At 50.5% G+C, this 24,606-nt stretch carries 21 protein-coding genes and 1 pseudogene; 10 read left to right on the top strand and 12 right to left on the bottom strand.

The window, feature by feature from the left end; translation table 11 throughout:
- Positions 1-7: 7 nt before the first annotated feature.
- Together A7K98_RS11570 and A7K98_RS11565 are read right to left on the bottom strand one after the other, a co-directional pair.
- Positions 8-745, bottom strand: a complete 738-nt coding sequence (locus tag A7K98_RS11570; RefSeq protein WP_087488697.1) for a gluconate 2-dehydrogenase subunit 3 family protein — start codon at positions 743-745, stop codon at positions 8-10.
- Positions 746-941: 196 nt separating this feature from the next.
- Complete coding sequence (locus A7K98_RS11565) at positions 942-1,967, bottom strand: LacI family DNA-binding transcriptional regulator (protein ID WP_087488696.1); 1,026 nt, start codon at positions 1,965-1,967, stop codon at positions 942-944.
- Positions 1,968-2,463: 496 nt separating this feature from the next.
- Between A7K98_RS11565 and A7K98_RS11555 the strand changes: the two genes are divergently transcribed.
- Positions 2,464-3,642 (top strand): NAD(P)/FAD-dependent oxidoreductase, encoded by a 1,179-nt coding sequence (locus tag A7K98_RS11555; RefSeq protein ID WP_087488694.1) that lies wholly within the window; start codon positions 2,464-2,466, stop codon positions 3,640-3,642.
- Between the two features lie 60 nt (positions 3,643-3,702).
- Here the strand turns inward: A7K98_RS11555 and A7K98_RS11550 are convergent, their stop codons facing one another.
- Together A7K98_RS11550 and A7K98_RS11545 are read right to left on the bottom strand one after the other, a co-directional pair.
- Positions 3,703-4,677, bottom strand: a complete 975-nt coding sequence (locus tag A7K98_RS11550) for an alpha/beta fold hydrolase (RefSeq protein WP_407703114.1) — start codon at positions 4,675-4,677, stop codon at positions 3,703-3,705.
- An 89-nt stretch (positions 4,678-4,766) separates the two neighbouring features.
- The gene (locus tag A7K98_RS11545) at positions 4,767-5,870 is read right to left on the bottom strand and encodes an alkene reductase (protein ID WP_087488693.1); all 1,104 of its coding nucleotides are present in this window, start codon (positions 5,868-5,870) and stop codon (positions 4,767-4,769) included.
- 101 nt (positions 5,871-5,971) lie between these two features.
- Between A7K98_RS11545 and A7K98_RS11540 the strand changes: the two genes are divergently transcribed.
- The gene (locus tag A7K98_RS11540; RefSeq protein ID WP_087490476.1) at positions 5,972-6,883 is read left to right on the top strand and encodes a LysR family transcriptional regulator; all 912 of its coding nucleotides are present in this window, start codon (positions 5,972-5,974) and stop codon (positions 6,881-6,883) included.
- A gap of 72 nt (positions 6,884-6,955) precedes the next feature.
- On the opposite strand, the gene A7K98_RS11535 is transcribed toward A7K98_RS11540, so the two are convergent.
- Positions 6,956-8,245: a carbohydrate porin gene (locus A7K98_RS11535; RefSeq protein WP_087488692.1), complete on the bottom strand. Its 1,290-nt coding sequence runs from the start codon at positions 8,243-8,245 to the stop codon at positions 6,956-6,958.
- A gap of 389 nt (positions 8,246-8,634) precedes the next feature.
- Positions 8,635-9,537, bottom strand: a complete 903-nt coding sequence (locus tag A7K98_RS11530) for a LysR substrate-binding domain-containing protein (protein WP_087488691.1) — start codon at positions 9,535-9,537, stop codon at positions 8,635-8,637.
- 250 nt (positions 9,538-9,787) lie between these two features.
- On the opposite strand from A7K98_RS11530, the gene A7K98_RS11525 reads away from it, so the two are divergent.
- Genes A7K98_RS11525 through A7K98_RS11515 form a run of 3 tightly spaced genes read left to right on the top strand, consistent with a single transcriptional unit; the run spans position 9,788 to position 13,402 of the window.
- Entirely contained in the window at positions 9,788-10,330 is a 543-nt protein-coding gene (locus tag A7K98_RS11525; protein WP_087488690.1) for a sugar dehydrogenase complex small subunit, read from the top strand.
- Positions 10,331-10,340: 10 nt separating this feature from the next.
- Complete coding sequence (locus A7K98_RS11520) at positions 10,341-11,945, top strand: GMC family oxidoreductase (RefSeq protein ID WP_087488689.1); 1,605 nt, start codon at positions 10,341-10,343, stop codon at positions 11,943-11,945.
- Entirely contained in the window at positions 11,942-13,402 is a 1,461-nt protein-coding gene (locus tag A7K98_RS11515; protein WP_087488688.1) for a cytochrome c, read from the top strand. Before A7K98_RS11520 ends, A7K98_RS11515 begins: the two co-directional genes overlap by 4 nt.
- 120 nt (positions 13,403-13,522) lie before the next feature.
- Here A7K98_RS11515 and A7K98_RS11510 read toward each other — a convergent pair whose 3' ends face one another.
- Positions 13,523-14,410: a LysR family transcriptional regulator gene (locus A7K98_RS11510; RefSeq protein WP_087490475.1), complete on the bottom strand. Its 888-nt coding sequence runs from the start codon at positions 14,408-14,410 to the stop codon at positions 13,523-13,525.
- A 106-nt stretch (positions 14,411-14,516) separates the two neighbouring features.
- On the opposite strand from A7K98_RS11510, the gene A7K98_RS11505 reads away from it, so the two are divergent.
- Complete coding sequence (locus tag A7K98_RS11505; RefSeq protein WP_087488687.1) at positions 14,517-15,140, top strand: NADPH-dependent F420 reductase; 624 nt, start codon at positions 14,517-14,519, stop codon at positions 15,138-15,140.
- Positions 15,141-15,183: 43 nt separating this feature from the next.
- Here A7K98_RS11505 and A7K98_RS11500 read toward each other — a convergent pair whose 3' ends face one another.
- The 5 genes from A7K98_RS11500 to A7K98_RS11480 all read right to left on the bottom strand — a co-directional run bounded on the left by A7K98_RS11500 (position 15,184) and on the right by A7K98_RS11480 (position 19,571).
- Positions 15,184-15,816, bottom strand: coding sequence for an alanyl-tRNA editing protein (locus A7K98_RS11500; RefSeq protein ID WP_087488686.1), 633 nt, complete (start codon positions 15,814-15,816; stop codon positions 15,184-15,186).
- A 53-nt stretch (positions 15,817-15,869) separates the two neighbouring features.
- Positions 15,870-16,778 (bottom strand): pyridoxal-phosphate dependent enzyme, encoded by a 909-nt coding sequence (locus A7K98_RS11495; protein WP_087488685.1) that lies wholly within the window; start codon positions 16,776-16,778, stop codon positions 15,870-15,872.
- 92 nt (positions 16,779-16,870) lie between these two features.
- Positions 16,871-17,563 (bottom strand): helix-turn-helix transcriptional regulator, encoded by a 693-nt coding sequence (locus tag A7K98_RS11490; RefSeq protein ID WP_087488684.1) that lies wholly within the window; start codon positions 17,561-17,563, stop codon positions 16,871-16,873.
- A gap of 205 nt (positions 17,564-17,768) precedes the next feature.
- Positions 17,769-18,722: a sugar kinase gene (locus tag A7K98_RS11485; protein ID WP_087488683.1), complete on the bottom strand. Its 954-nt coding sequence runs from the start codon at positions 18,720-18,722 to the stop codon at positions 17,769-17,771.
- 21 nt (positions 18,723-18,743) lie between these two features.
- The gene (locus tag A7K98_RS11480) at positions 18,744-19,571 is read right to left on the bottom strand and encodes a DeoR/GlpR family DNA-binding transcription regulator (protein ID WP_087488682.1); all 828 of its coding nucleotides are present in this window, start codon (positions 19,569-19,571) and stop codon (positions 18,744-18,746) included.
- 513 nt (positions 19,572-20,084) lie between these two features.
- Here A7K98_RS11480 and pfkB point away from each other — a divergent pair.
- The 4 genes and pseudogenes from pfkB (at position 20,085) to lacD (ending at position 24,463) form a co-directional block, all read left to right on the top strand.
- Positions 20,085-20,999 (top strand): 1-phosphofructokinase, encoded by a 915-nt coding sequence (gene pfkB / locus A7K98_RS11475; protein WP_087490474.1) that lies wholly within the window; start codon positions 20,085-20,087, stop codon positions 20,997-20,999.
- Between the two features lie 12 nt (positions 21,000-21,011).
- Positions 21,012-22,409, top strand: a pseudogene (locus A7K98_RS21495) (PTS fructose transporter subunit IIC); the annotation flags it as partial.
- Positions 22,410-22,469: 60 nt separating this feature from the next.
- Positions 22,470-23,225 carry an HPr family phosphocarrier protein gene (locus A7K98_RS21490; protein ID WP_169715435.1) on the top strand — a complete coding sequence of 252 codons (756 nt, stop codon included), beginning with the start codon at positions 22,470-22,472 and terminating at the stop codon, positions 23,223-23,225.
- A 251-nt stretch (positions 23,226-23,476) separates the two neighbouring features.
- Positions 23,477-24,463: a tagatose-bisphosphate aldolase gene (gene lacD, locus A7K98_RS11465; protein ID WP_087488680.1), complete on the top strand. Its 987-nt coding sequence runs from the start codon at positions 23,477-23,479 to the stop codon at positions 24,461-24,463.
- Positions 24,464-24,606: the final 143 nt, after the last annotated feature.

The raw sequence follows: 24,606 nt of genomic DNA, 5'->3' as shown, positions 1-24,606 counted from the left end.
AGTAATCTTATGCTTTCAGGAGTTGAATAATGCTGACCGGTTCGATATTTAATTTAGTTCCTTTCAGTGGGGCATAATCACGATAGTCATAACGTGCTCCCGGGAAACCAATCATTTTCCAGCCAATCATATTGCGGTTACCACCATATATCGGGTCGGCAAGAAAACCTTCCTGTACATTGGATAAGAACTGACTAAATACATCTTTGGATGACAGGGTAGGGTATTTAATCTGGTCGGCTTCCATCTGTTCCAGATATTTATCCTGCTGATCATTAGTTAGTTCGCTGAAGGATTTTGAAAATTTACTCTGACAGTCTTTTTCTATTTCGGCCAAACCAATACGGTAAATCTGAGCCGGAGTGTAAGGCTGCTGGTTACCCTGGGAAGGCGTACCATTTTCAAACGGGCCAACATTATAGCGCCAGCTGGCTTTACCATAATTTCCGGCTAACTGGTTATCGATAAAAACAACACAGCCCGCATCGGAGGCGCTGACAGTCAGTTCATCTGCAGGGATCAGCCGGTTAAAAATCGCGGTGATCTGGGCATATTCCTGTTCGGTCAGATAGAGACGTTTGGTTGGATCAGCCGGAGTCGGCGGTGGTGTTTCTTTAGCTTTCCACAGTTTTCCGCCATTCAGTATATTATCGCGCGCCGCAGCACCCGCTGGTTTAAATACTGATGCTGCAGTTCCGGTCCCTGCCAGGATTAATCCGGTCTTGATAAATTTACGACGTTGCATTAAATACTCCTGAAAATAAAAACTGTATTACAGATGAATACAGGTAATCCGCTGAAGTTAATCAGAGAGTTATTTGTCAGATAATCTTATTATTAAGTAGGGCGAAGTACTTATATTAAACCGTTACGATATTGCCTCCTGAACATTTCCTCCTGAATATGGCCATGGTCATTAATAATAACCATGGCCGGTCAGTTTATTTACGCAGATGAGATGTTCGTAATGCCAGTTTGCCGGGAAGCCGGCGCATACTCTCATCAGTGTTACCATCAATCAGGCGACTGATCGCTTCTGATATCTGCAATGCCGCGTCCTGATCCCAACTGGTCAGTGACCATGTTGGTGAGTGCGCTTCGTCAACGTTATCAAACCCCACCATCCCGATATGCAGGTCAGGGCTGAAATCTTTTACCGCCTGCATTGCGCCAAACGCCAGAACGTCATTTTCACAAAACAGAGCTTCAATGCGCTGTTCCGCCGGGGTTGCCAGCAGATAACCACGCATTATTTCATACGCGCGGTCCCGGTCGTAATTACCTGCGACCAGTAGCTGGTCCAACGTTTTACCCGCCTCATGCAGACTGGCCGTGTACCCCTCCAGACGCAACAGATGCCTGGATGAGGTATCCGGGCCTTTTAAATAACCGTACCGCTGGTAACCCTGTCCGGTCAGTAACTGTCCTAACTGACGGGAGGCGTTAAAGCCGTCGGTCATCACTTCATCAATCTCAGCACTGTCTGTGCTGCGAAACACATGGATTGCCGGGATGTGATGCAGTGTTTCGGTGGCCACCAGCAAAGCATCACTGACAATCGTTGCCAGATAGATCAACCCGTCTACCTGTAACTGTCCTGCCATTTGCAGAACCGACTTAAAGTTCTCAGCAGACTCGACATTCAGCAACAACGTCATATAACCACGTTCGTTCAGCTGTGCAGTCACTTCTCTGAGCATGCGCAGACTATGTGGGTTGGTAAATTCATCAGCTACCACCCCGATAATATTGGTCTTGCGCCGTTTCAGACTTCTGGCCAACAGATTCGGCTGAAATCCCAGTTGTTGTGCTGCGGCCATTACCTGCTTTCGTGATTTATCAGAAATCGAAGCACCTTCCTGAAAAGCCCGTAATACTGTCCATTTGGAGACACCCGCCACTAAGGCAACATCATCGGCAGTGGCAGGGTTGTGCTTATGTCCGTCATGGTTGTCTTTTGCTTTCACATAATTCCCTTGAGGTTTCGTACAGAGGGGGACCAGACATAGAAGCTACCTTGCCTGCTGCCGAAGCTCAATGCCGCATTTCATGCGGTCGGGAGTTGTTATTAGTTATGTTTTTTTCGTGTTGCAATTATGTATGCCTTTGCAACCGTTGGCAATAATTTTGCCAACGGTTGCAAAATGATTGTATGATTTATATTAATCCATTAAATACAGATGGTTGCGTGGTATTTTTCCCGTTCATCCATTCCCGGGCTCTGACAGGCTAATTGTTAGTAAATGTAACGAAGGGGGGGTTGTTTTTAACCGCACTCAGGGGTACTCAACAACGCGGGCAGCGGCTGCAATTCCCGGTAAAGGTTGGTTTCCCCGGTAATGGTATTTGCAGCAACAGGTTAAACGGTTATGGTAGTTATTCTGGTCATTCTGTTGAAGTTAACGAAGATTCGGCCGGTCATGTCAGTTTTTTTGGGCTTGCACATTGAGGGGGATAAATTCTGTGACTAAACGGGTAGCAGTAATCGGTGCCGGAGTGTTAGGACTTTCGGTTGCGCGTGAATTAGCCTTACGCGGAGTGCAGGTCACGGTTTTTGAACGTGAGACTGCCGGGGCCGGAACCAGTACAACCAGCTATGCCTGGATTAACTCAAACGGTAAATCGCCGGACAGTTATCACCGGCTGAACGCCGAAGCTATCGATGAACACCGAAAATTACAACATAACAGCCCGACAGAAGGGCGCTGGCTGGAAGAGACCGGCACTTATGAATGGGCCATCGACCCGCAGGGTGAACAGCAACTACTGGAGCGGGTTAGCCGGTTAACCGCTCACCATTATCCACTGCAACAAGTAACTGCTGCCGAAATAAAAAAACGAATTCCTGAATTACAGATCCCGCCAGCGGCTGGTTCACTCTGGTACTTTCCTCAGGAGTGCCTGCTCAATCCAGTTATTTATCTTGCAGCGCAGCTTGCTGTATTGCGTGAGCAGGGCGCGGAAGTAATTACCCGCTGTGAAGTGGTGGATATCAGTGAAGATCCTTCCGGAGTGACTCTGCAGCTGTCTGATGGCAGCCAGTGGCAGGGAGATGAGGTGATTGTTGCCACCGGAAGGTGGTCCCAACAACTGGCAAACCGGCTGGGTTTGTCTCTGGCGATGATTGATGCCAACCAGCAGGGAAAAATTGCCTGTGGTTTCCTGGCTTACACTACGCCGCTGATGACTCAGCTGTCTGCTAACCTGATCTCGCCGGAACTGAATATTCGTCCGGCAGGGGGCGGGCGGCTGATTTTACAGGCTACCGATCTGGATGTTCATGCGAATCCGGTACAACCCCCTTCAGTGGACGGATTTATCGGCAAAGAAATGCTGATTCGTTTGCGGCGGATGCTGGCGAATACTGACAATGCCCGGCTGGAAAGCATTGCGGTCGGGCAACGGGCAAAGCCTGCGGACGGATTACCGGCCATCGGCTATCTCACACCGCAACGTAAGGTTTATATGATGGTGACTCACAGCGGAATAACACTGGCACCGTTGGTCGGCAGACTGGTTGCGGAAGAGGTGAGTTCACAGCAGCGTCCGGCAATGCTGGAAGATTTTGCGCCTGATCGCTTACTGGGAAAAACCGCCGCTGACTTCCCGTCAGAAGGGATCTATTTCCCGGCGGCACAATAACCACTGTCACCGGCCCGTTATCTGGGCCGGTGACAGTGAGAGAGTAGCCGACAGTCAGGTTTACTGCAGATGGCTAATCAGTTCCTGATTAAAGCGGGCCGGTTCTTCCATCTGTGGTGCATGGCCAAGCCCTTTAAATTCGATTAGCGTAGATCCCGGAATCATCGCGGCGGCCTGTTTCCCCAGCACATTGTAATGACCAATCTGTGCTTTTACTGCCGGTGGCGCGATATCACTGCCGATGGCGGTGGTGTCTGAGGTCCCAATCATCAGCAGAGTTTTAACCCGCAGATCTTTCAGCTCGTAATATACTGGCTGTGTGAAAATCATGTCGTAGATCAGCGCCGAGTTCCAGGCAACCCGCTGGTGTCCCGGCCCTTTGTTCAGCCCGGCCAGCATGGTCACCCATTTATCGTAAGCAGGCTTCCAGTGCCCGACATAGTAGGTATGTAATTCATAGTTATGGATAGACTGAGCACTCAGCTTCAGTTCACGCGCATACCACTGGTCGACGCTGCGCCACGGTACACCTTTCGCTTTCCAGTCTTCCAGACCAATCGGGTTAACCAGCACCAGCTGGCGGACATTATCCGGATACATCAGCGCATAACGCACTGCCAGCATACCGCCAGTGGAGTGGCCGATAATAATGGCCTTACTGATATTCAGCTGCTGCAGTAACTGATGGGTATTCTGCGCCAGTTGCTGAAAACTGTACTGATAATGCTCCGGTTTCGAAGACGTACAGAAACCAATCTGGTCCGGCGCAATCACGCGGTACCCTTTTTTATGCAGGGCACTAATGGTGTCTTCCCAGGTGGCTCCGCAAAAGTTTTTACCATGCAACAGCACGGCCGTCTGGCCATTACCCTGTCCGGCAGGAGCCAGGTCGATATAACCCATCTGCAGGTTATCGCCCTGAGATGAGAAAGAATAATGCTGTAGCGGGTAAGGGTACTGAAACCCTTCCAGGTGCATGCCGTATGAAGGGGTGTCATCACTGAACGCTGCTGTGGAAAACAGTCCGCAAACCAGCAGGCCAGCGGCAATAATCGGATGTCGGATACGCAACGAATTTTCTCCGTGAATAAAATAAAACCTGCCCGTCAGGGCAGGAAGGCCGGTTATTTCCCCTGATAAGGAGGATAGTCGGTATATCCGTGCTCGCTGCCACCAAACAGTGTGGCCGGATCGCCAATCGGGCTCAGTGGCAGATGTTTCTCCAGACGCTGCGGGAAGTCAGGGTTAGCAATAAACGGCCGGCCGAAAGCAATTAAATCGGAAAGACCAGCACTGAGGATCCTGTCCGCTTTTTCTTCAGTGTACTGACCAGCGACGATAAGCGTACCCTGAAAAGCTTCGCGCAGATGATGACGAAACTCATCAGGAACCTGTGGTGCATCGTCCCAGTCAGCTTCGGTCAGATGCACATAACACAGTTGTTGCTGGTTACACCAGGCTGCCAGCATCAGAATGGCATCAATTGCCTGCGGATCATTCATGCCGCGCTGGGTAATAAACGGAGCCACACGAATCCCGGTGCGTTCGGCACCAATCGCATCACTGATTGCACTCAACACCTCCTGTGCAAAGCGAATACGGTTTTCCATACTGCCGCCATATTCGTCAGTACGATGATTAGATGTACGACGCAGGAACTGATCGATCAGATAACCGTTGGCACCGTGAACTTCTACCCCGTCAAATCCGGCTTCTATTGCATTAAGGGCGGCCTGGCGGTAATCGGCGATAATGGATTTAATTTCGTCTTTACTCAGTGCCCGTGGCACTGGGCAGTCAACCATTCCACCTTTACCGTTGTCATCGACAATCCACACCTGGCCATCAAACGGCAGTGCCGAAGGCGCGAGTGGTTTTCCGTCGGGATGAAATTGTGGGTTAGACATCCGGCCTACGTGCCATAACTGGCAGAAAATCCGGCCACCTGCTTTATGCACTTCATCAGTCACCTGTTTCCAGCCTGCAATATGTTCCGCAGTGTAGATACCTGGCGTCCAGGAATACCCCTGAGCAGTGGCAGAAATCTGGGTGGCCTCGGTAATGATAAGCCCCGCACTGGCGCGCTGGGCATAATAAGTGGCCATCATCGGCGAAGGGATATTGCCCGGTTGCAGGGTGCGCGCACGAGTCATTGGCGCCATAACAATACGGTTAGCAAGGGGCAACGAACCGGCATGGGCCGGCTGGAACAGAGTAATCGATGACATGCTGTAGTACCTGTGATGAACGAAGACATCACTTTAATTCGCGGCGTTAATATTGATAATATCGATAATTACAGATGCTCTGTTCGGAAAAACTGAAGAATATGGGAAAGCTTGAAGATCTCTCATTGCTGGTGACGGTGGTGGAAGCCGGCAGCCTGGCGGCGGCAGGGCGTCGGCTTAATTTATCTCCTGCCTCAATGAGCGCCAGACTGAAAGCCATGGAAGAACGTTACCAGACACGGCTGTTTAACCGGACAACCCGCTCGATTGCCCTGACTCGCACCGGGGAGGATTTCTATCATTCGGCGTTGCGGGTACTGGATGAAATGACACTGGCTGAGGATAAGTTGCTGAGCCAGGAAGGAATGCTGCGGGGGAATCTGCGGATTTCCGCCCCTTCAGATTTCTCACGACAGTATGTGGCTCCGGCGCTAATGGCATTTTCTGAGCTTTACCCGCAAATTGCAGTCTCGCTATATGTGGGTGAAGATGTGGTGGATTTAATCTCACGACAACTGGACATGAGTATCCGCTTTGGCAATTTGCCGGACAGTAACCTGGTGACCCGGGTAATACAGCCGAATCACCGGGTGCTGGTGGCTTCTCCTGACTATTTGTCGAAGCGGGGGATTCCGGAACAACCTGCCGATCTTAACCAGCACCGTTGCCTGGTCATTGAGCGTCGCGGGATGCTGCTGAATGAGTGGCGTTTTGAACAGCAGGGCGAAATTAGCACGGTACGGGTTAAACCCGCCATTAGCAGTGATGACGGTTCGATCCTGCGGCAGTGGGTACTGTCTGGTGCCGGTATCGCCGGAAAATCATGGTGGGATGTTAAAAGAGATGTCAGTGAGGGTCGGTTGTCACTGGTGCTGGCTGAGCAGTTTATTGGTTTCTCGGCGTCAGATCGTAAGCAGGTGGGATTGCAGTTTGTCTATCCTGAACGTCGTTTTCATCCGTTGCAGGTCAGTCGGTTTAGCGAATTTTTTATTCAGTGGCTGGAAAATCAGTAACCTGTGGGGAATTACTGAATACCGGTCAGCCAGCAACCACGGCTGACCGGTAGATTACGCGGGTAATACTTCTCAGAATTTCAGTTTTAGCTGAACCCCGGTCACCCAGGTATTTTTAATTTTCTCATTGGCAAAGGCACCCGGATTTTTAATGTACTGCACGCCAGGACGCAGCGACATCCACGGAGTAACCTGTACGTTATAATCCACTTCAGCCAGTTCTTCACCAATTCCCAGCCCGCTTAACTGATCAGCGGCAGCAGTTTCGCCCGCAGCCTCCAGTTTCGCGATTGCATTGTGCCGGCTGTTGTTATTATAGACAGCACGTCCGAAACCAATGGCGACAGAATCATCCGGACGCGCTTCAAACGGAGCATTTAAAACCAGGCCGGTGGAGTACCAGTGACGGAAAGGCGAGGTCGCGCCATCAGTGGTGGTCGCCTGACCAAACAGATGCAGGTTACGCCGGGCAACAGAAGGAGACTGCCACAGTGTCTGGTCGGCCAGCAGGTAAGCGCCCCAACGCTTCTGAGCACGAATGGCCGAATCGTCAATCCGGGCTACGTTAGAACTGTCGTAGTAGTAACCCACTTTATACAGGCCCGGCAAGGCGGCATGCAGGTTATAAATCAACTCCACTGGCATGATATAGCCGGTGGTGCCGGGGCCAAAGGGTTTAAATGCCCTGGCTGAGCGGCTGCTCATTTGTGGATTGACGTTAAACACTGCGGTCTGAATCGCCCAGCTGTCATTGAACTGATAACTCAGTTCGCCACCGAAGTGGGCACTTGGGTAGTTACCCCAGCCACTGCCACCGGATAAGGTCAGCGGGTGTCCACAGAAACCGGCGTTCATAAAGCTGCACATAATAGGCAGCGTGCCAAAATCGTTCCCCATCGCCAACAAACCGACTTTATATTTTAATTGCGGAGTCAGCAGGGTATTGGCATAACTCAGTTCCGACAGACGGGTATACAGTCCACCGTAGATCTCCTGAATTGGCAACCGGTTTCCTACCAGGTCAGCAGAAGCACTGCGTCCCCGGCGGTCATTAATTGTCAGTTGCAGGGTACCTGCATGAGTGGTGTTAAACAGTTTGTTGAAATCGAAGGTCGCGCCAATGCGAATCTGTTGTGCATAACGGGTTCCCCGTGACTGGCCACCTTTCACCACACTGGCGGTCTCAGAAACATAGTCTCCGCTGAGAGTAATCCCTTTTTGTTCAAGCGCCTGCCGCTCTCCGCCCCAGTCACCGGTCAGGGTAGGCTGGGTCATCAAATCAGTTGCGTAAGCAGCGGGCATAGCCAGTGCACATAATATGGCGACTGGCAGGATACGGATATTATTTTTAATGACTTTCATTATTTTATTGTCATGTGGATGAGTAAGCTTTTCTATCATATTGCTAATTTATAACTATAGTTATTATTATTTTATCACTCGCGGAAATGTTGTGTTTCTTAATGTATCTGTGGGTAACACAATGAGAAAATATGCTCTAAATGACTGATATTTAACCAGAGTGAATGATAAGTAAACAATAGTTACGCTAATGTTTAATATAAAAAATAATAAAAAGATAACGGAGGGTTATTAATCTGTTCGCCTCTGGTTAATTAATTCCGTAAAATAAATCCCACTGTTACACAATACAGTTAAATAAGTTGCATTTAATTTGTTCAGTGGCGTTTAAATAATAATCAATTGGCAATCCGGGAAGGAAAGAATAATTCACCGGCGGCTAAAGTTTATTATGTAATAGATTTATAGGTTAAAAAATAATCCTGCAGGGTTCTCTGTAATGAACTCAGCGGGCCATCCATGCCCACCATCAACATATCGGTCCAGGCATTTTCATCTTCCAGCGGGATGTAAACGATATTGCCGATGTTGTAGGAAACAATGCAACCTGGCACCACACTGACGGCATTCCAGGCATTGACCATGCCCAGCGCATTACTGACAGCAGAAACCCGCCATTCGATATGCGGGTTGAACCCTGCGGCCTGGGCCAGCCGGATCAGTACACTGGTAATCCCGTAGTTATTGAGATCCTGATACCCGACAAAGGCATCATTTTTCAGCTGGTGCAGTGACAAACTTTTTTCCCCGGCCATTGGATGTGACGGGGAGAGTGCGACGTAAAGGCGGTGACGTGAGAAATGCTTACTGATAGTTCCGTCCGGCAGTACCGGCTGCGGGCCACGGATAAACGCCAGATCAATTTTGCGTTGTTCCAGTAAAATCAGCTGCTCATCCATCTCCAGTTCCAGCAGCGAAATGCCGACGGCCGGGTAGAGGGCGCGAAAGCTTTTGAGAATGGTCAGAAACAACGGGTCAAACAGAGCGGTACCGACATGGCTGATAGTGACCCGGCCGGTTTCACCACTGGCAGTTTTCCTGGCTTTTTCAATTGCCGACAGATGGCGGTCCAGCAGATCTCTGACACTGTCATAATAATTCTTACCCGCCAGTGACAGACGAATACCCCGGCCTGCAGGTTCAAACAGCCGGACGCCTACCTCATGCTCCAGCGCTTTTATCTGCTGACTGAGAGCCGACTGAGCGATCCCCAGTTTCTCCGCAGCTTTGCCGTAATGTTCAATTCCTGCCAGACAGGCAAAGTATTCCAATCGTTTTAATGTATCAGCCATATCAAAACCATAAGTATTTACTTATTAAATTAACATTTTTTGTATCTGGATTACATTTTATTATCAAACCATAATCCTGCCCACAACAACCGTGGGGGATTTTCTGCCCTTCCGGACACCCACCCGGATGCCCCGGAATATACAGCTGACATCAGTTGAACAGCGAGACCTCAGCATGGAATCGCTGGCTTTCGTTCGTTGTCGGCGGGCAGAGAATACCACCAGAAAATTGATTCAACAGTAGGTAATCATGAATAAGGCTACACCTGTCAGCCCCGGTGAAAGACGACGCTTTATTAAGTTGTTAGCAGCATCAACGGTGGCGGGAACAGTCAGCAGTTTATTGCCGGGCCAGATAGCCTGGGCAATTGATGCCGGGCAGCCGGCGGTCGCCGGTTTTCCGGCATTTATGACGGTATCTGAAATTATTTGCGGCTATCCGACTCTGGATAATGCACTGGGCAAACGTATTTTCAGCCTGATCAGTGCTGAGCACGGTGATGCTTCTCAGAGTATTGCCGAGCTGCAAAAGCAACTGAATGCAGATATGTCCTCTGCCGAAATGCAGGCGGCGTTGAAAACACTGGATACCCCGGCACAACAGCTGTTCAGTGAAATTTTGCGCGGCTGGCAAATTGGTATTGTCGGTAGCGGTAAGCAATCACAGGTCGTGGCTTATGAGTACGCACTGATGTACGCGCCGATTTCAGATGTTGTCGTCCTGCCGACGTTTGCCCGTGGTGAACCCCATTACTGGGCATACCCTCCTGTGATTAAGACCGGAAAGCTGTAAGAGATTTATTATGAAAACCACACATTCTGCCACCGTTGTTATCATCGGTTCAGGCATCGCAGGCTCACAGATAGCCCAAAAATTACAAAAAGCTGGCATTGATACTCTGATGCTGGAAGCAGGTTCACGGATTGAGCGCTGGAAAATTGTAGAAAACTACCGTAATTCGCCATTTAAAACTGATTTTCAGTCACCGTATCCACCGACCCGTCATGCGCCACACCCGCAATACTCGCCGGAAGATAACGGCTACTTTATTCAGTATGGTCCGGAGCCTTATAAAGCGGGCTACCTGCGTGTCGCTGGTGGAACCACCTGGCACTGGTCTGCTCAGGCCTGGCGTTTACTGCCAAATGATATGCGTCTGAAAACACTGTATGGCGTCGGGCGTGACTGGCCGATCAGTTATGACGATCTGGAACCGTATTACTATGAATCTGAAGTTGAAATGGGTGTTGGCGGCCCGGAAGACACCGGTTCACCACGGAGTAAACCTTATCCACATCCGCCGTTGCCTTTGTCTGATTTTGACAAGGCCTTCAAAAATGTGGTGGATAAAAACGGCTATCACCTGATTACCGAACCGGCAGCCCGTAATACTGAACCGTTTGACGGTCGCCCGGCCTGCTGTGGCAACAGTAACTGCATGCCTATTTGTCCTATTGAAGCGCAGTACACCGGTGAAACCGCGGTTCGTAAAGCTGAACGTGCCGGATCTCTGCTGGTTCCGGATGCCGTGGTCTATAAAATAGAGCACGATGCCAAAGGCAATATCACTTCTGTTCTGTATAAAGATCCAAACGGGGAAAGTTTCCGTGTCACAGGGAAAATCTTCGTACTGGCGGCTAATGCCATCGAAACTCCGAAGCTGATGCTGATTTCCCGATCTGACAAATATCCAAATGGTATTGGCAACACGACTGATAACGTTGGCCGTCACCTGATGGATCATCCTGGAACTTCAGTTTACTTCCTGAGTAAAGAACCGATGTGGCCGGGCCGTGGGCCTATGCGTTTAAGTTGCATTAACAACCTGCGCGATGGTGATTTCCGTTCAGAACATTCGGCGATGAAAATCAACCTGGGCAACTATTCTCCAACGCTGGCGGTGAGTAATTACCTGCTGAGTAAAGGGGTTTCCGGCAAAGATCTGCCGGCGATGGTGCGTGATTATGCGTCACGCTGGGTAGCAGTGAATACCTTCTTCGATATCCTGCCTGACAGAGATAACCGGATTGTGGCGGTAGACTCGCAAAAAGATGCAATGGGTATTCCTAAACCAGGCGTGCATTACCACATCAACGATTACATTAATAAAGCGCGTGATGTCGCCCACCAGCACTTCGACCATATTGCCGGTCTGTTTGGCGGTACGGAAGTGCGTCATGATGATAAGTACTTCAACAATAACCACATCATGGGCACCCTAATTATGGGTAATGATCCCAACGACTCCGTGGTGGATGCTGATTTACGTACCCACGATCACCAGAATCTGTTTGTGGCGTCCAGTGGTGTTATGGCCAGTGCCGGAACCGTTAACTGCACCCTGACATTATCAGCGCTGGCGATGAGACTGGCAGACAAATTAATCGCGGAGTGCCAACATTTATGATTCGTTCATCTTTTAAGCGCTCACGGAATTTTCTGCCGTTGGCCGGGCTGTTGTTTTGTGCTGCGGGCTATGCGCAAACCGGATCAGCTCAACCTGATCCGGTGGCAACACAACCCACTCCGACTCAGCCAGCGGCCGCTGCCGGTACGCAGGGAACGACCCTGATTCAGCAGGGTGAGTATCTGGCGAAAGCCGCGGACTGTGAAGTTTGTCATACGGCTACCGGCGGGCAGACCTTCGCTGGTGGGCTTGGGTTTAAAACCCCGTTTGGCACCATTTTTTCATCGAACATCACCCCGGATAAAACCCACGGGATTGGTCAGTGGAGTGAGAAGCAGTTCAGTGATGCGCTACGTTATGGCATCCGTGCTGATGGCAAGAATCTGTACCCGGCAATGCCTTATACCTCTTATTCTAAGCTGACGGATGCAGACATACATGCCATGTATGCCTTCTTTATGTCGCTGAAACCGGTCGCCACCGATCCCCCGGAAAATAAGATGGGCTTCCCGTACAATCAGCGTATTGCCCTGAAAGGCTGGAATCTGATCAATTTCCATTACCAGCCGTTTAAGCAGGATCCTGATCAGTCGGCCGAATGGAACCGGGGTCACTACCTGGCAACGGCGCTGGGACACTGTGAAGAGTGCCATACTCCACGTAACCTGGCGATGGGCCTGAGCGATAAGTCCTATGCCGGTGCGATGGTGGATGGCTGGGAAGCATTTAACATCTCTTCGGATAATACTTCCGGGATTGGTCGTTGGAGCCACGCTGATCTGATGCAGTACCTGAAAACCGGTTCTGTACCAGGTGTGGCTACCACGGGCGGAGGTATGGCTGATGTTATTTCTCACAGTCTGCGTTTCCTGAGCAATGATGACCTCAGTGCACTGGCAACCTATATCAAGAGTGTTCCGCCGCAGAAAACTGCGTCACAAAACCGCTCCGGATACGGCGACAATGTTCAGAGTGATATTACTCAGGCGGTTCGCGGCATGCCAATTGATGATTCCGCACCTTCTGGTGCCGTATTATTTAACGGCAACTGTGCCAGCTGTCACGGGACCAAAGGTCAGGGGATAGGTGAAAACCGTTACTATCCGTCACTGTCAAATAACAGTGTGGTCGGTGCGGATAAAGCCAATAACCTGGTTCAGGTGATTCTGTATGGTATCGATCGTACCAACGGCAAAGGCGAACATATCGTGATGCCTGGCTTTGGTGACGAACTGACCGACAGTCAGATTGCGACCCTGACTAACTATCTGCGCACCAATTTCGGCACTAATCCTGCGCCGGTTGATGCCGCACAGGTGAAAGCGCTGCGGGAAAATAACGTGATGGTTATTCCGGGCTACCTGCTGATTTTGGGCGGAGTCATCGGTGTCATCATCCTTGTTGCCATCATTATGTACTTCCGTCGCAGAAAAGCTGCGCGCAACCACGCGGGCTGATTTTCAATAATCCCCGTCCGTGAATGCTACGGACAATATGAAACCATCATCCGGGCCACGGGTGATGGTTTTTTTTTGCAAGCGATGGTGAATCTGCAGATTATTAGCAGTGAACGAGGTTCAGCCAAATTCCCGGCGTAATGCCTCGACAAACTTACGCACTTTGATGGTGGGTCGTAGCCCGGCCGGGATCAGAATATTCATCGGCCGCGACGGGCCGGCATAGTCTGCCAGCACTTGAATTAGCCGTCCCTGTGTAATCTCCTGGCGCAGAATATCTTCAGGACCCAGGGTAATACCATGACCTGCGGTGGCTGCATAGAGCAGTGCTTTCCAGTCGGTAGAACGGAAACGACCACGCGGTTTGATTTCCTGCTGCTGGTGGTTTTTGCTGAAGATCCAGCGACAAGGATTGGCTGCTGACCAGATACCATAGACCAGACAGGAGTGATGTTCGAGATCCCCCGGATGTTGCGGCACTCCGGCTTGTGCCAGATATTCTTGCGAGGCACAGGCAATGAGCCGGTAAGGACGCAACGGCAGACTTATCATGCTGCTGTCAGCTAACTCGCCGATGCGGATCAGAACCTCAAAACCTTCTTCCGTCGGGTCAGCAAACCGGTCGTTGAGGGTAAGTTCCACTTCGGTTTCCGGGTAATCCTCAAGATAACGGCTGATAAACGGCGCCAGAGTGTGAGCTCCAAAGGTCACCGGGGCATTGACCCGCAACACACCAGCCGGGGAGAGTTTCATTTCCAGAGCAATCGCATCGGCTTCTTCTGCTTCTGCCAGCACGGTTTTGCATTTACTCAGATAACTGTGGCCGATTTCGGTCAGACTCTGGCGGCGGGTGGTGCGGTTCAGCAACCTCGTGCCCAGTCGCGTTTCCAGCCAGGCGACATTTTTGGCCACCATTTGCGGAGACATATTCAGAGCTTCGGCGGCCGCGGCAAAAGATCCGAGTTCAGCGGCTTTAACGAAAACGTTCATGCTGGTCAGCTTGTCCACCATTCACTCCTGTTTGTTGTTTATAAGAGTGTTATATCAGTGTTTATCCCCGTATTACATTTAAATACATTGAACCGGTCGATTCACTTTTACAGGAAACATAACGATGAAACTGGGAATTATAGGTGCAGGCTTTGTCGGACGGGCGATTGCTAAACTCGCTATCCAGGCCGGCCATCAGGTTATGCTAAGCAATTCACGCGGGCCGCAGACATTATTTAGCCTGCGGGCGATGATTGGTTGTCAGACTGGCACCGTCAGTGAAGCAATTAACTTCGCGGATGTGGTGGTGGTGGCGGTTCCACTCAGTGCAGTGAACCAGTTACCTGCCAGTGAACTAGCTGGCAGACAAGTGCTGGATGCGGTGAATTACTATCCGGAACGTGACGGGCAACTGGCGGTGCTGGATGCTAAACAGACCACCACCAGTGAGTGGCTGGCAGAACAGTTACCTGAAGCGATTATCACCAAAGCGTTTAATGCCATACCAATGACAGACCTGGAAACTGACGGCTTACCTGCCGGGTCCGAAGGGCGTCGGGCATTACCTTTGGCAGGAGATAATGCCGAAGGAAAACATATCGCCACCGAACTTTATCAGTCATTTGGATTCGATACTGTGGATGCCGGGGCGCTGGCAGAGGGAAGGCGGTTTGAACGCGGGACGCCCGCGTATTGTGTACGTATGACTAAGGGTGAACTGGAAACTGCACTGCGCGAGGTGGTGTAACCGGGGCCGCCGTTACTGCAAGACAGGTAACGGCGCTATCCTTTTATTCCGGCAACAGGTAACTGACCGAGAGTTCGTCCTTTTTCAGCTTCACTTTACTTACCACTACTTCACCGGTGGCGCCGGTTGAAGCAACATGAGTACCACCGCATTCAGTGGCGGGCAGAGAGCCCCAGCTCACCCGACGCCTTCCCTGGTATTCAGAGGTTTGTAGCGGTAAATCAGCGGCTATTATCTCCGCTACCCGCAGGCTGATATCCTCCGCCGACACAGGCCGGGCATTATCAGCCGCGCGGAAAACAATCCTGCCTTCACCTGGCCGGTGGTTACCTTTCACTGCCTGCCAGCCAGACTGTTCACCGGCGTAAGCAATCAGATGCCCGGCGGAGTGGTAACGGCTGTGAAGTTGCCGGACCGCTCCGTTCACAGTCAGAGTCACCGGTCCTAAAGCGACAGCCTGGTCGGTTATATGTACGATCTGTTGATCCTCGCGGATCGCCAGCAACAGAGTGGCTGATCCGATGTGACCCTGATCAGAAGGCTGGCCTCCGCCTTGCGGATGAAACAGAGTAGCAGCCAGTATCACCCTGAACTGCCCGTCCGGCAGAGCTGAACAGCTGAGTACTTCTGTTGTCAGGCTTAAAGCATCGCTGTTGAAAAAACAAAGTTCGGTCAAAGAAGTTATTCCATTGTTATGGCATATCAGCCGTGGAAAAAAATTGCGCGAAATTATCCGCGAAATTGCTGCAGGGCAGAGAGGGTAGCGGTAGCACCGCCGCAGACCACCAGCAGAATGTTTTTCAGCCCCTCTGAACGCAATTGTTGTGAATAAAGCACTGCCAGCGCTGCGCCACAGGCTGGCTCAGTCACGACCCGGTGATCATCAGCGAATACCAGGCAGGCATCTACCGCCTGTTTGTCGGTGACAATGCAGGGGATCACCGGTCTCTGACGACTGATCTGCCAGGCATGGTCACACACCTGACGGGCTCCCAGAGAGGTAGCCACTCCGGAAAGTTCCGGCAAGCTGACCGGTTTACCTGCCTGCAGGGCGGCCTGATAAGAAGCCATGCCGGATGTTTCTGCCGCATAGATCGGCACATCCGCCAGGCCGTTACGTTTCAGCCCGGCATCCACGCCTGACAGCAGTCCTCCTCCGCCAACCGACAACACGACTGCATCCGGGATAACACCGTCGGCGACAACTTCATCAATCAGTGTTGCATGGCCTTCCCACAGTAAAGGGTCGTCAAACGGATGAATAAACGCATCATTCTCACCGGCCAGCGCCAGTGCGGCCTGATTAGCCTCTGCCCAGCTACTACCTGCAACCTGAACGCTGGCACCTTCCAGGGCAAGCAAATCTTTGGCACGCTGAGAGGTTGTTTCAGGCACAAACACGATGACCGGAACTCCGAGTTTGCGGCCTGCGTAGGCCACTGCCAGACCGGCATTACCCCCGGATGAAGAGATAAAACGCCGGGCACCGCGGGAATAGAAGGTTTCGCAGGCGTGGCCAACGCCGCGTAATTTGAAAGAACCACAGGGTTGTAATGCTTCCATTTTCAGCCAGACCCTGGCGTTGTTACTCTGGCTTAAAGGCAGCGATTCAATCAGTGGGGTTTTGATACTTAACATTGGGTCTGCTCCGTCGGTGTTGCCGTTACCGCACACTGTTCACCAACAGTGAACAACGACACGGGGATTGAGTTAGCTTGCGGTGGCAATCATCAGGAGTCCGTAGATTTCAGAGCATCCAGATAGTTATAAATGGTATAGCGGGTGACGCCGAGGGCGGCGGCTGCTTTTTCCACACCACCTTTCATCATAAATAACCCTTTCTGCTGCATCGCGCTCACGGCAAGAAGGTTCGCTTGTTTACCGGCAGAACGGCTGTTACCCGGGCTCTGTGCGCTGGCCGATGCAATAATGTCACGCATCATCTCTTCCATATTTTCCGGTGCGACTTCAGCTGGGGGCTCAGGCTGAATGGCGGGCACAGCCAGATTGCCCAGAACTGAAAGGATCTGAAGTGCGTTATCGATCCCCGCCTGTTCGACATTGATGCATAGCGCGGCAAAAGGGGTGCCTGTGTGATCGCGGTAAATCGCGCTACTGCTACGAAGCGGTTTGCCATCGCGGCTGTAGGTGGTGTAATCCAGCATCTCCGAGACCGCCTGATGGCTGTTTTGCATGGCTAAGACAAACGCCGGGTCAGTACGCATACCTGCCAGAATCGGATCACCCTGTTTCCGGCCAGTCACCTGTGAATTGACTATCTCAACAATTGAATATTCTGGTTGCCTTAAATCGTGCAGCACCACTTCGGCATTGCGGGAAACCACGCTTCCAATCACCCGGACAGCGGCAGCCAGCATCATCAAAAAATGATCGGTAACTTCAGCAGCAGATCGTTCTGACATCAATAAATACCTTGCAAAGCGCGGGAATGACAGAGCTCTGACAGTGCAGAGCTTAGTGATAAATTCAACAATTTGTTGATTGTGTGGATTGAATATAGAGTTAATGAATATTTAGATCAACAAAAAGTTGAATTACAATCACCGGAGGATGGCAGCCACGGGGCAAATATGGCAGACCATAACGCAGAGAAGGGGCTGTTTCGCCTTAAACAGCAAGGAATTGTTTTATCTGAGCGAGGGACGACAGTCCTTCCATCGGACCTTTGTTAGAAACGGCAATAGCACCACTGGCGTTAGCAAACTCAAGTGCCTGATGGATAGGATATCCCGCCAGTAACAGGCTGACAAAGGTTGCTCCGAAACAGTCACCCGCACCGGTAGGGTCAATCATTTCACAGCCGGTACCTTTAACATGCAATTCATTCAGGCTGCCTGCTGTCATCTGATAATGGCTGGCTCCTTGTGGACCCCGCTTAACCACCACATGAGCAATACCGTTGTTTAGCAGTTCCTGAATAACCGATGATTCACTCTGATTTTTTCTGCTGGAAAAATGGGCAACCTCGCTCTCGCTGGGCAGGAAAATATCGGTATATTCCAGAATAAAGTCAAAGGCTTGCTCCATTTCCGGAATATTCAGCATCTCTTTTCGAATATTCGGGTCAAATGAGACAGTGCCATTATTTTGTTTAACTATTTCAATGACTTTATGCATGGCTTCAATCATACGGAAGGAAAACAGTGACGAACCCATGATATGAAAATGGTTGCACTGGCTGAGCAGAGTGACATCAATCAGCCGCGCATTAAAACAACCGCAGGCACTGCCAGGAATATTGAAAATAAAGTCACGTTCGGTTTGAGTCCGGTAACTGACAAACGCGGTGCCGGTCGGAGCCTGTCTGGCAACGGAAATACCTGCAGTATTGACACCTTCCTGCTGTAACCGGGCAATATTCATCCGGCCAAAATCGTCGTTACCTACACAGCCAAACAGCGTTGATCCAAAGCCAAGCCGTGCAACCTGAGCCGCAAAAATTGCAGGTGCGCCGCTGGGGTAAGGCCCCAGAAACTCACCGGCTTTGCTGAAACCCTGGTTGCGGTTTTTCGACAGAAATTCAACCAGCAGTTCGCCCATGGTACAAATATTCACTGACATTATGGCTCCTTAGTCACCTGCTTAAGGGGTGGATGACCAGCTAAAACATTCATTATTGCTGTACCGGATGCTGAATCCGGCTTCAGATAACTGCTGCTGGTAATGCTGTTGTATATAACGGCTGGTCACCAACTGGCTGGCCTGTGCTAAATAGCCTGCCGTCGATGGCGGATCGAACCGCGTCGGCTGGCCGGTAATAATCACGGTACTTTGCCGTGCTAAGTTGAGACCTGCCTGGTAAAAGCCTGACAATAAAGGCTGGCTGACCATCAGTCCTCCGTCAGATTCGCGAATCCCGGCTTCAAAAATAAAGTGATCGACGGAATACCGGTTCAGACATTCTTCCAACGATTTTCCTGCCAGTAACGACAATGGGGCTATCAACTCATCACCGGCAACAATGATTTCCCCGTCAATATACTGTTCGGCTATCAGTGCATGATGCAGATCATTCACAATCAGTCTCAGCCCGTTCAGTTCACTCAGAAAGGGGATGACCCGTCGGATGATACTGCCTTCTCCCAGAAATACGGTCTGCGATGAATCAATAGCCCTGGCACAATGACGGGCTATTTCCAGTTGCTGAGCCAGCGCCAGTGCTTTCGCTGTCACCGGTAACGGGTATTCATCGGCATCTGCAACTAAGTTGTAAGCCGGAGTGGCTATTGCTCCGCCAAAAGATCGTTTCAGGTAGCCTTGTTGTTCCAGATAACTAAGGTCGCCCCGGATAGTGACTCCGGAGACGCCAAGCAAAGCAGACAAGTCTTCAACTTTAATCTCACCTTGCTCGCCGACCAGTTCGGCAATTTTTAGCCTGCGTTTCAACAGATTCGATGATTTCCTGGGCACAGCTCCCCCGTCCTTATGTTTGTCGAGAGAGTCACTATAACGTTGACTATTTTCAATTGAAAGTAACGGACAAAGTTATCCGAAAAACTGAAAGTTATTAGTCAGAGTTATTGCCAGATTTGATCATGATTCATGTCAGAACTGTACAGTGCTGTCGACTATATCACTATGATTGTTAGATTTAATTGCGAAATATCACGTTATCGTACGCTGAAAGCTATTCTGAAACCTGAATTGGAAAATGAAAGCTTATATTGATTTTCTTTCATTTTGAAAGTTAATCCACAAAACCTGGCTTCCGGTCACATTCTGGCAAGAGAACTGCTGATACCTTACTTACGAAATGAAGGTAAAAGTTGGATTTCTTTCATTTGTAAAGTTAACGCCTGAAAATCGACATGCAGATCACTGGCTGACGAAAGTACAGGAAGGTCGCCAGCCAGGATGGCACGGCAACAGCGTGTTCAATTTTATCCGGCCACCATGAGTCAGGAGAAAACAAGGCAGGTCATCGTGATTTATACACTGACGTTAAATACTGCAATCGATATGAATATTAGCTGTGATTCGATTCAACCCGGAGTGGTCAACCGTAGTCACAGCACAGAATACTGCCCGAATGGCAAAGGGGTGAATGTCGCTCTGGTACTACACCATTTTAAAAAGCCGGTACATATCCTTGGGATCTTTGGCGGATTCACCGGGCAATACATTGTTGAAGAACTTACCGCCAGACAGCTCAGTGTTACGCCTGTCTGGGTGAACAATCCCACGCGTATCAATGTGTTTATCAATGATGGTCACCAGGAATACAAACTGGTGAATCCGGGGAATACAGCCGATCAGCACTGTTGCCAGCAAATATTACAACGGCTGGAAGTGCTGTCTGGTGGCGATTCACTTGTCATCAGTGGCAGCCTCCCGCCCGGTATCGACAGTGATTTCTACCGGCAAATTCTTGAGTTGTGCCATGCAAAAGGGTGCGAGGTCATTCTGGATATCAGCCATCCGTCACTTAAGCAGTTAATCAGCCAGCGTCCGTTGCTGATTAAACCGAATGATGAAGAGCTGGCGGAAATCTTTGGATTGCCCGCAGATGATGAGGCGCAAATTCGTCACGCCATGTCGGTTCTGCATACAGCCGGTGCGCGTAATGTGTTGCTCACTCTGGGTCAGCGGGGAATGTATTTTTCAGACGGCGAAACACTGTGGTCCTGCACGGCACCTACTGTTGAGCTTGTCAGTTCTGCCTGTGCAGGAGATGCAGCACTCGGGGCGTTTCTGAGCCTGTGGGCTGAAGGGGGGGAAGTGACAGAGGCTCTCCGGCTGGCAAGCGCAACCGGGGCAGATGTTGCCGGTTCAGCAGGTCTGGGTGAGCTATCGAGGATTAACCAGTTAATCGGGCAGATACAGACCCGCAGATTATAACAGAGGCCAAACATGAAAAAAGTCATTGCGGTGACGGGCTGCCCGACAGGTGTTGCCCACACATTTATGGCGGAAGAAGCGCTGAGAATGGCAGCGGAAAAGGCAGGTGTCGCTATTAAGGTGGAAACCAATGGCGCGTCCGGGGTTGAAAATGCAATAACAGCTGAGGATTTAACCGATATCTACGGTGTGATTATTGCCGCAGACAAAGATGTGAATCCGGGGCGATTTGACGGGTTACCGGTTATTGAAGTGCCGGTAAAGCAGGGAATACATCAGGCCGGGGAGTTAATTCAGCGGGTGATCAACGGCGAAGGCATCATCCGTCAGCCTGCTGTCGGCAGTGGTGAACAGCCTGCTACCGGTAAAGAAAATCAGGAATCTGCAGGACGGCAGATCTATAAACACCTGATGAGTGGTGTCTCTAATATGCTGCCTTTTGTGGTGTCCGGCGGGATTTTAATCGCCATATCATTTTTATGGGGGATATATTCCGCCGACCCTGCGGCAGCGGATTATAACCCGATAGCCGCAACGCTGATGAAGGTCGGACAGCAGGCATTTACCATTATGGTGCCGGTATTTACCGCCTTTATTGCTTTTTCTATCGCCGGTCGCCCCGGAATGGTGGCGGGGTTTGTCGGAGGTTTACTGGCGAATGCCACCGGGGCAGGTTTTCTGGGCGGAATTATTGCCGGTTTCTTTGCCGGCTACTTCATGTTGTGGATGAAACATCTGTTGCGCAGACTGCCACGGCAATATGAAGGTCTGAAATCGATTTTTCTGCTGCCGCTGTCGGGAGTACTGGTAACAGGGGTACTGATGGTACTGCTGGGTCAACCGGTCGCTGCTATTAACAATGGCATGATGCACTGGTTAAGCTCGCTGCAACAGGCCAGTCCGGTGTTACTGGGGATTGTGGTAGGGGCAATGTGTTCCTTTGACTTCGGCGGACCGGTGAATAAGGCGGCCTATGTTACCGGAACTTTACTGCTGGCTCAGGGGAATGATTACTTTATGGCCGGTGTTTCGGCTGCCTGTATAACCCCGCCGCTGGTCATTGCGTTTGCCACCACGCTGTTTCCAAAAGGTTTCACCACGGAAGAGCGGGCGGCCGGGCTGGTGAATTATATTCTTGGTTGCACTCATATCACAGAAGGCGCGATTCCTTTTGCGGCGAAAGATCCGGTGAGAGTGATTCCGCTAATGATGATTGCCTCATCGATCTCCGCAGTGCTCAGCTACAGCATGCATATCCAGGTACCGGCACCGCATGGCGGCTTTCTTATCCTGCCACTGGTCAGTAAACCGCTGGTATGGGTGGCCTGTATTCTGGCCGGGTCATTAGTCGGGGCCGTGATGCTGGGAATGCTAAAAATCTGGCAGTCACGCCGCAGTGCCCCTGTGGCCAGTGAAGCCCCGGCAACCACATCATTACCCACCGGGCCTGCTATCACTCTGACCCGCGAAATGATTCGTCTTGACCGTCGGGAGCTGAGTAAAGATCAGGTACTGAGCGAACTGGCTGCCAGTCTGCAACAGAGTGGACTGACTGACAGCGGCTATTTGCAAGGCATACAGCAACGTGAAGCAATGATTAGCACCTATCTGGGGAACGGTATCGCGGTGCCCCACGGAACACCGGAAAGCCGGGATCAGGTAGTGAAAACCGGGGTTCGTATACTGGCCTGCCCGCAAGGCGTTGACTGGGGCGAAGGGAATATTGCCCGCCTGATTATTGCGATTGCCGCAAAAAATAACGAACACCTGGAGATATTACGCAATCTTGCCCGGTTACTCGGGGATGACAGTGTCGGTCCGGCTTTAGCAACAGTCAGCGACGAGCAACAGGTTTTGAATATTCTGCTGCGGCAACCTTCTGCGGAACCTGCACCGGTATTAGCCGAAACCGGGGGAGAAGAAAGCGCCATATTTGTTCTGTCAAACAGCCACGGACTGCATGCCCGCCCGGCGGCAGAACTGGTCAGACTGATCCGCCAGTGGCCCGAAGATATCCTGGTTGAAAACCTTGACCGACCGGGAGCGCGGGTGAGTGGCCGCAGTATGATGAAAGTGATTGCGCTCGGCGCAAAATGCGGACACCGGCTGAAATTTACTACCAGTGGTCCGCAAGCCCGTGAAGCGCTTGCCGCTATCAGCACTGCAATTGATCAGCAGTTCGGAGAACTGGATTCAGTGGAAAAAAACCAGCTACCCACAGTATGAACAAAATTCGCCAGCACCAGGGGAAGAAATAACGAAATACTGATGAATTAATTATCCGGCTGACAGTACACGACTTTTATATTTATTTATCTCTTCGGGTAAGTTTTATATCCGGCGGGTTTGTGAACGCCATAAAGCTGCGGGTTAAATAAATAGAAATTTAATTAATGGGTAAGTATTTATCTCCGGCGATGGATTGATTAGCCGCGGCGTACTGTCACTTTTTATTATTATCTCTGAATAGGTGAAATATGATTAATCTGACTGAAAATAAAAAACAGGCAATGTTAAGACTGTCAAATGATGACGGGGTTATTGCAGCTCTGGCAATTGACCAACGAGGTGCTTTAAAGAAAATGATTAAAGCCTATAAACCTCAGGGGGCTGATGCACAGGATATTATTACTTTTAAAACGCTGGTATCAAAAAACCTGACGCCTTTTGCAACCTCGATCTTACTAGACCCGGAGTACGGATTACCCGCCGCCCGGGCCCGTTCAGACAATGCCGGGTTGCTGCTGGCTTATGAGAAAACCGGCTACGATGCCAGTCAGCCTGGCCGGTTACCGGATTTACTTAATATCTGGTCCGCAAAACGACTGAAAGAAGCGGGTGCCGATGCGGTTAAATTTTTGCTTTATTATGATATTGATGAGCCGGAAGAAATTAATAATCAGAAACATGCTTTTATTGAACGCCTGGGGGCAGAGTGTGTGGCCGAAGATTTACCTTTTTTCCTTGAGTTAGTCTCATACGATGCCAATATTTCAGATGCCGGCAGTGTGGAGTATGCACGAATTAAACCACATAAAGTTAATGATATGATGCGTGAGTTTTCCGATCCCCGTTATGCCGTTGATGTACTTAAAGTTGAAGTGCCGGTAAATATGCAATATGTCGCGGGATTTAATGGCGAGGGTCAGGAAGTCTATAGCCGTGAACAGGCGGCTGAATATTTCAGACAGCAATCTGAATCTACCGATTTGCCGTTTATTTTTCTGAGTGCCGGAGTCACCGCCGATCTGTTTCGTCAGACACTGCATTTTGCCCGTCAGGCAGGGTCAACGTTCAACGGAGTATTGTGCGGCCGGGCCACCTGGGCAAAAGGAGTGGAGCCATTTATTTCACAGGGAGAACAGGCCGCAACGGGCTGGCTGCAGGAGTACGGTAAAGCCAATATCAGCGAACTGAATGATGTACTGAAACAAACCGCCAGCTCCTGGCTTAAAAAACTCTGACACCCATCATTTATCTTTATAACGGCCTGCGGGCCGTTTTTTTATCTGTTAAAACAACTGACCAATAGCATCTACGGAGAGGCTGGCTGATTGTCGGATGCTTACAATGCCCTTTGCCGTGATGCTCAGTCACTATGTTTCCC

It is taken from the genome of Tatumella citrea, from assembly GCF_002163585.1.
Taxonomy (GTDB): domain Bacteria; phylum Pseudomonadota; class Gammaproteobacteria; order Enterobacterales; family Enterobacteriaceae; genus Tatumella; species Tatumella citrea.
The sequence above is the reverse complement of the archived record's forward strand: the minus strand, read 5'-3'. Positions and strand labels throughout refer to the sequence as shown.

What these genes read in the sequence shown, in the direction of transcription:
- A7K98_RS11570 (WP_087488697.1), bottom strand. Translation starts at nt 745, where the DNA reads ATGCAACGTCGTAAATTTATCAAGACCGGATTAATCCTGGCAGGGACC.
- A7K98_RS11545 (WP_087488693.1), bottom strand. Translation starts at nt 5,870, where the DNA reads ATGTCATCGATTACTCTGTTCCAGCCGGCCCATGCCGGTTCGTTGCCC.
- A7K98_RS11540 (WP_087490476.1), top strand. Translation starts at nt 5,972, where the DNA reads ATGGGAAAGCTTGAAGATCTCTCATTGCTGGTGACGGTGGTGGAAGCC.
- A7K98_RS11535 (WP_087488692.1), bottom strand. Translation starts at nt 8,245, where the DNA reads ATGAAAGTCATTAAAAATAATATCCGTATCCTGCCAGTCGCCATATTA.
- A7K98_RS11530 (WP_087488691.1), bottom strand. Translation starts at nt 9,537, where the DNA reads ATGGCTGATACATTAAAACGATTGGAATACTTTGCCTGTCTGGCAGGA.
- A7K98_RS11525 (WP_087488690.1), top strand. Translation starts at nt 9,788, where the DNA reads ATGAATAAGGCTACACCTGTCAGCCCCGGTGAAAGACGACGCTTTATT.
- A7K98_RS11520 (WP_087488689.1), top strand. Translation starts at nt 10,341, where the DNA reads ATGAAAACCACACATTCTGCCACCGTTGTTATCATCGGTTCAGGCATC.
- A7K98_RS11515 (WP_087488688.1), top strand. Translation starts at nt 11,942, where the DNA reads ATGATTCGTTCATCTTTTAAGCGCTCACGGAATTTTCTGCCGTTGGCC.
- A7K98_RS11505 (WP_087488687.1), top strand. Translation starts at nt 14,517, where the DNA reads ATGAAACTGGGAATTATAGGTGCAGGCTTTGTCGGACGGGCGATTGCT.
- A7K98_RS11495 (WP_087488685.1), bottom strand. Translation starts at nt 16,778, where the DNA reads ATGTTAAGTATCAAAACCCCACTGATTGAATCGCTGCCTTTAAGCCAG.
- A7K98_RS11490 (WP_087488684.1), bottom strand. Translation starts at nt 17,563, where the DNA reads ATGTCAGAACGATCTGCTGCTGAAGTTACCGATCATTTTTTGATGATG.
- A7K98_RS11485 (WP_087488683.1), bottom strand. Translation starts at nt 18,722, where the DNA reads ATGTCAGTGAATATTTGTACCATGGGCGAACTGCTGGTTGAATTTCTG.
- A7K98_RS21490 (WP_169715435.1), top strand. Translation starts at nt 22,470, where the DNA reads ATGATTCGTCTTGACCGTCGGGAGCTGAGTAAAGATCAGGTACTGAGC.
- lacD (WP_087488680.1), top strand. Translation starts at nt 23,477, where the DNA reads ATGATTAATCTGACTGAAAATAAAAAACAGGCAATGTTAAGACTGTCA.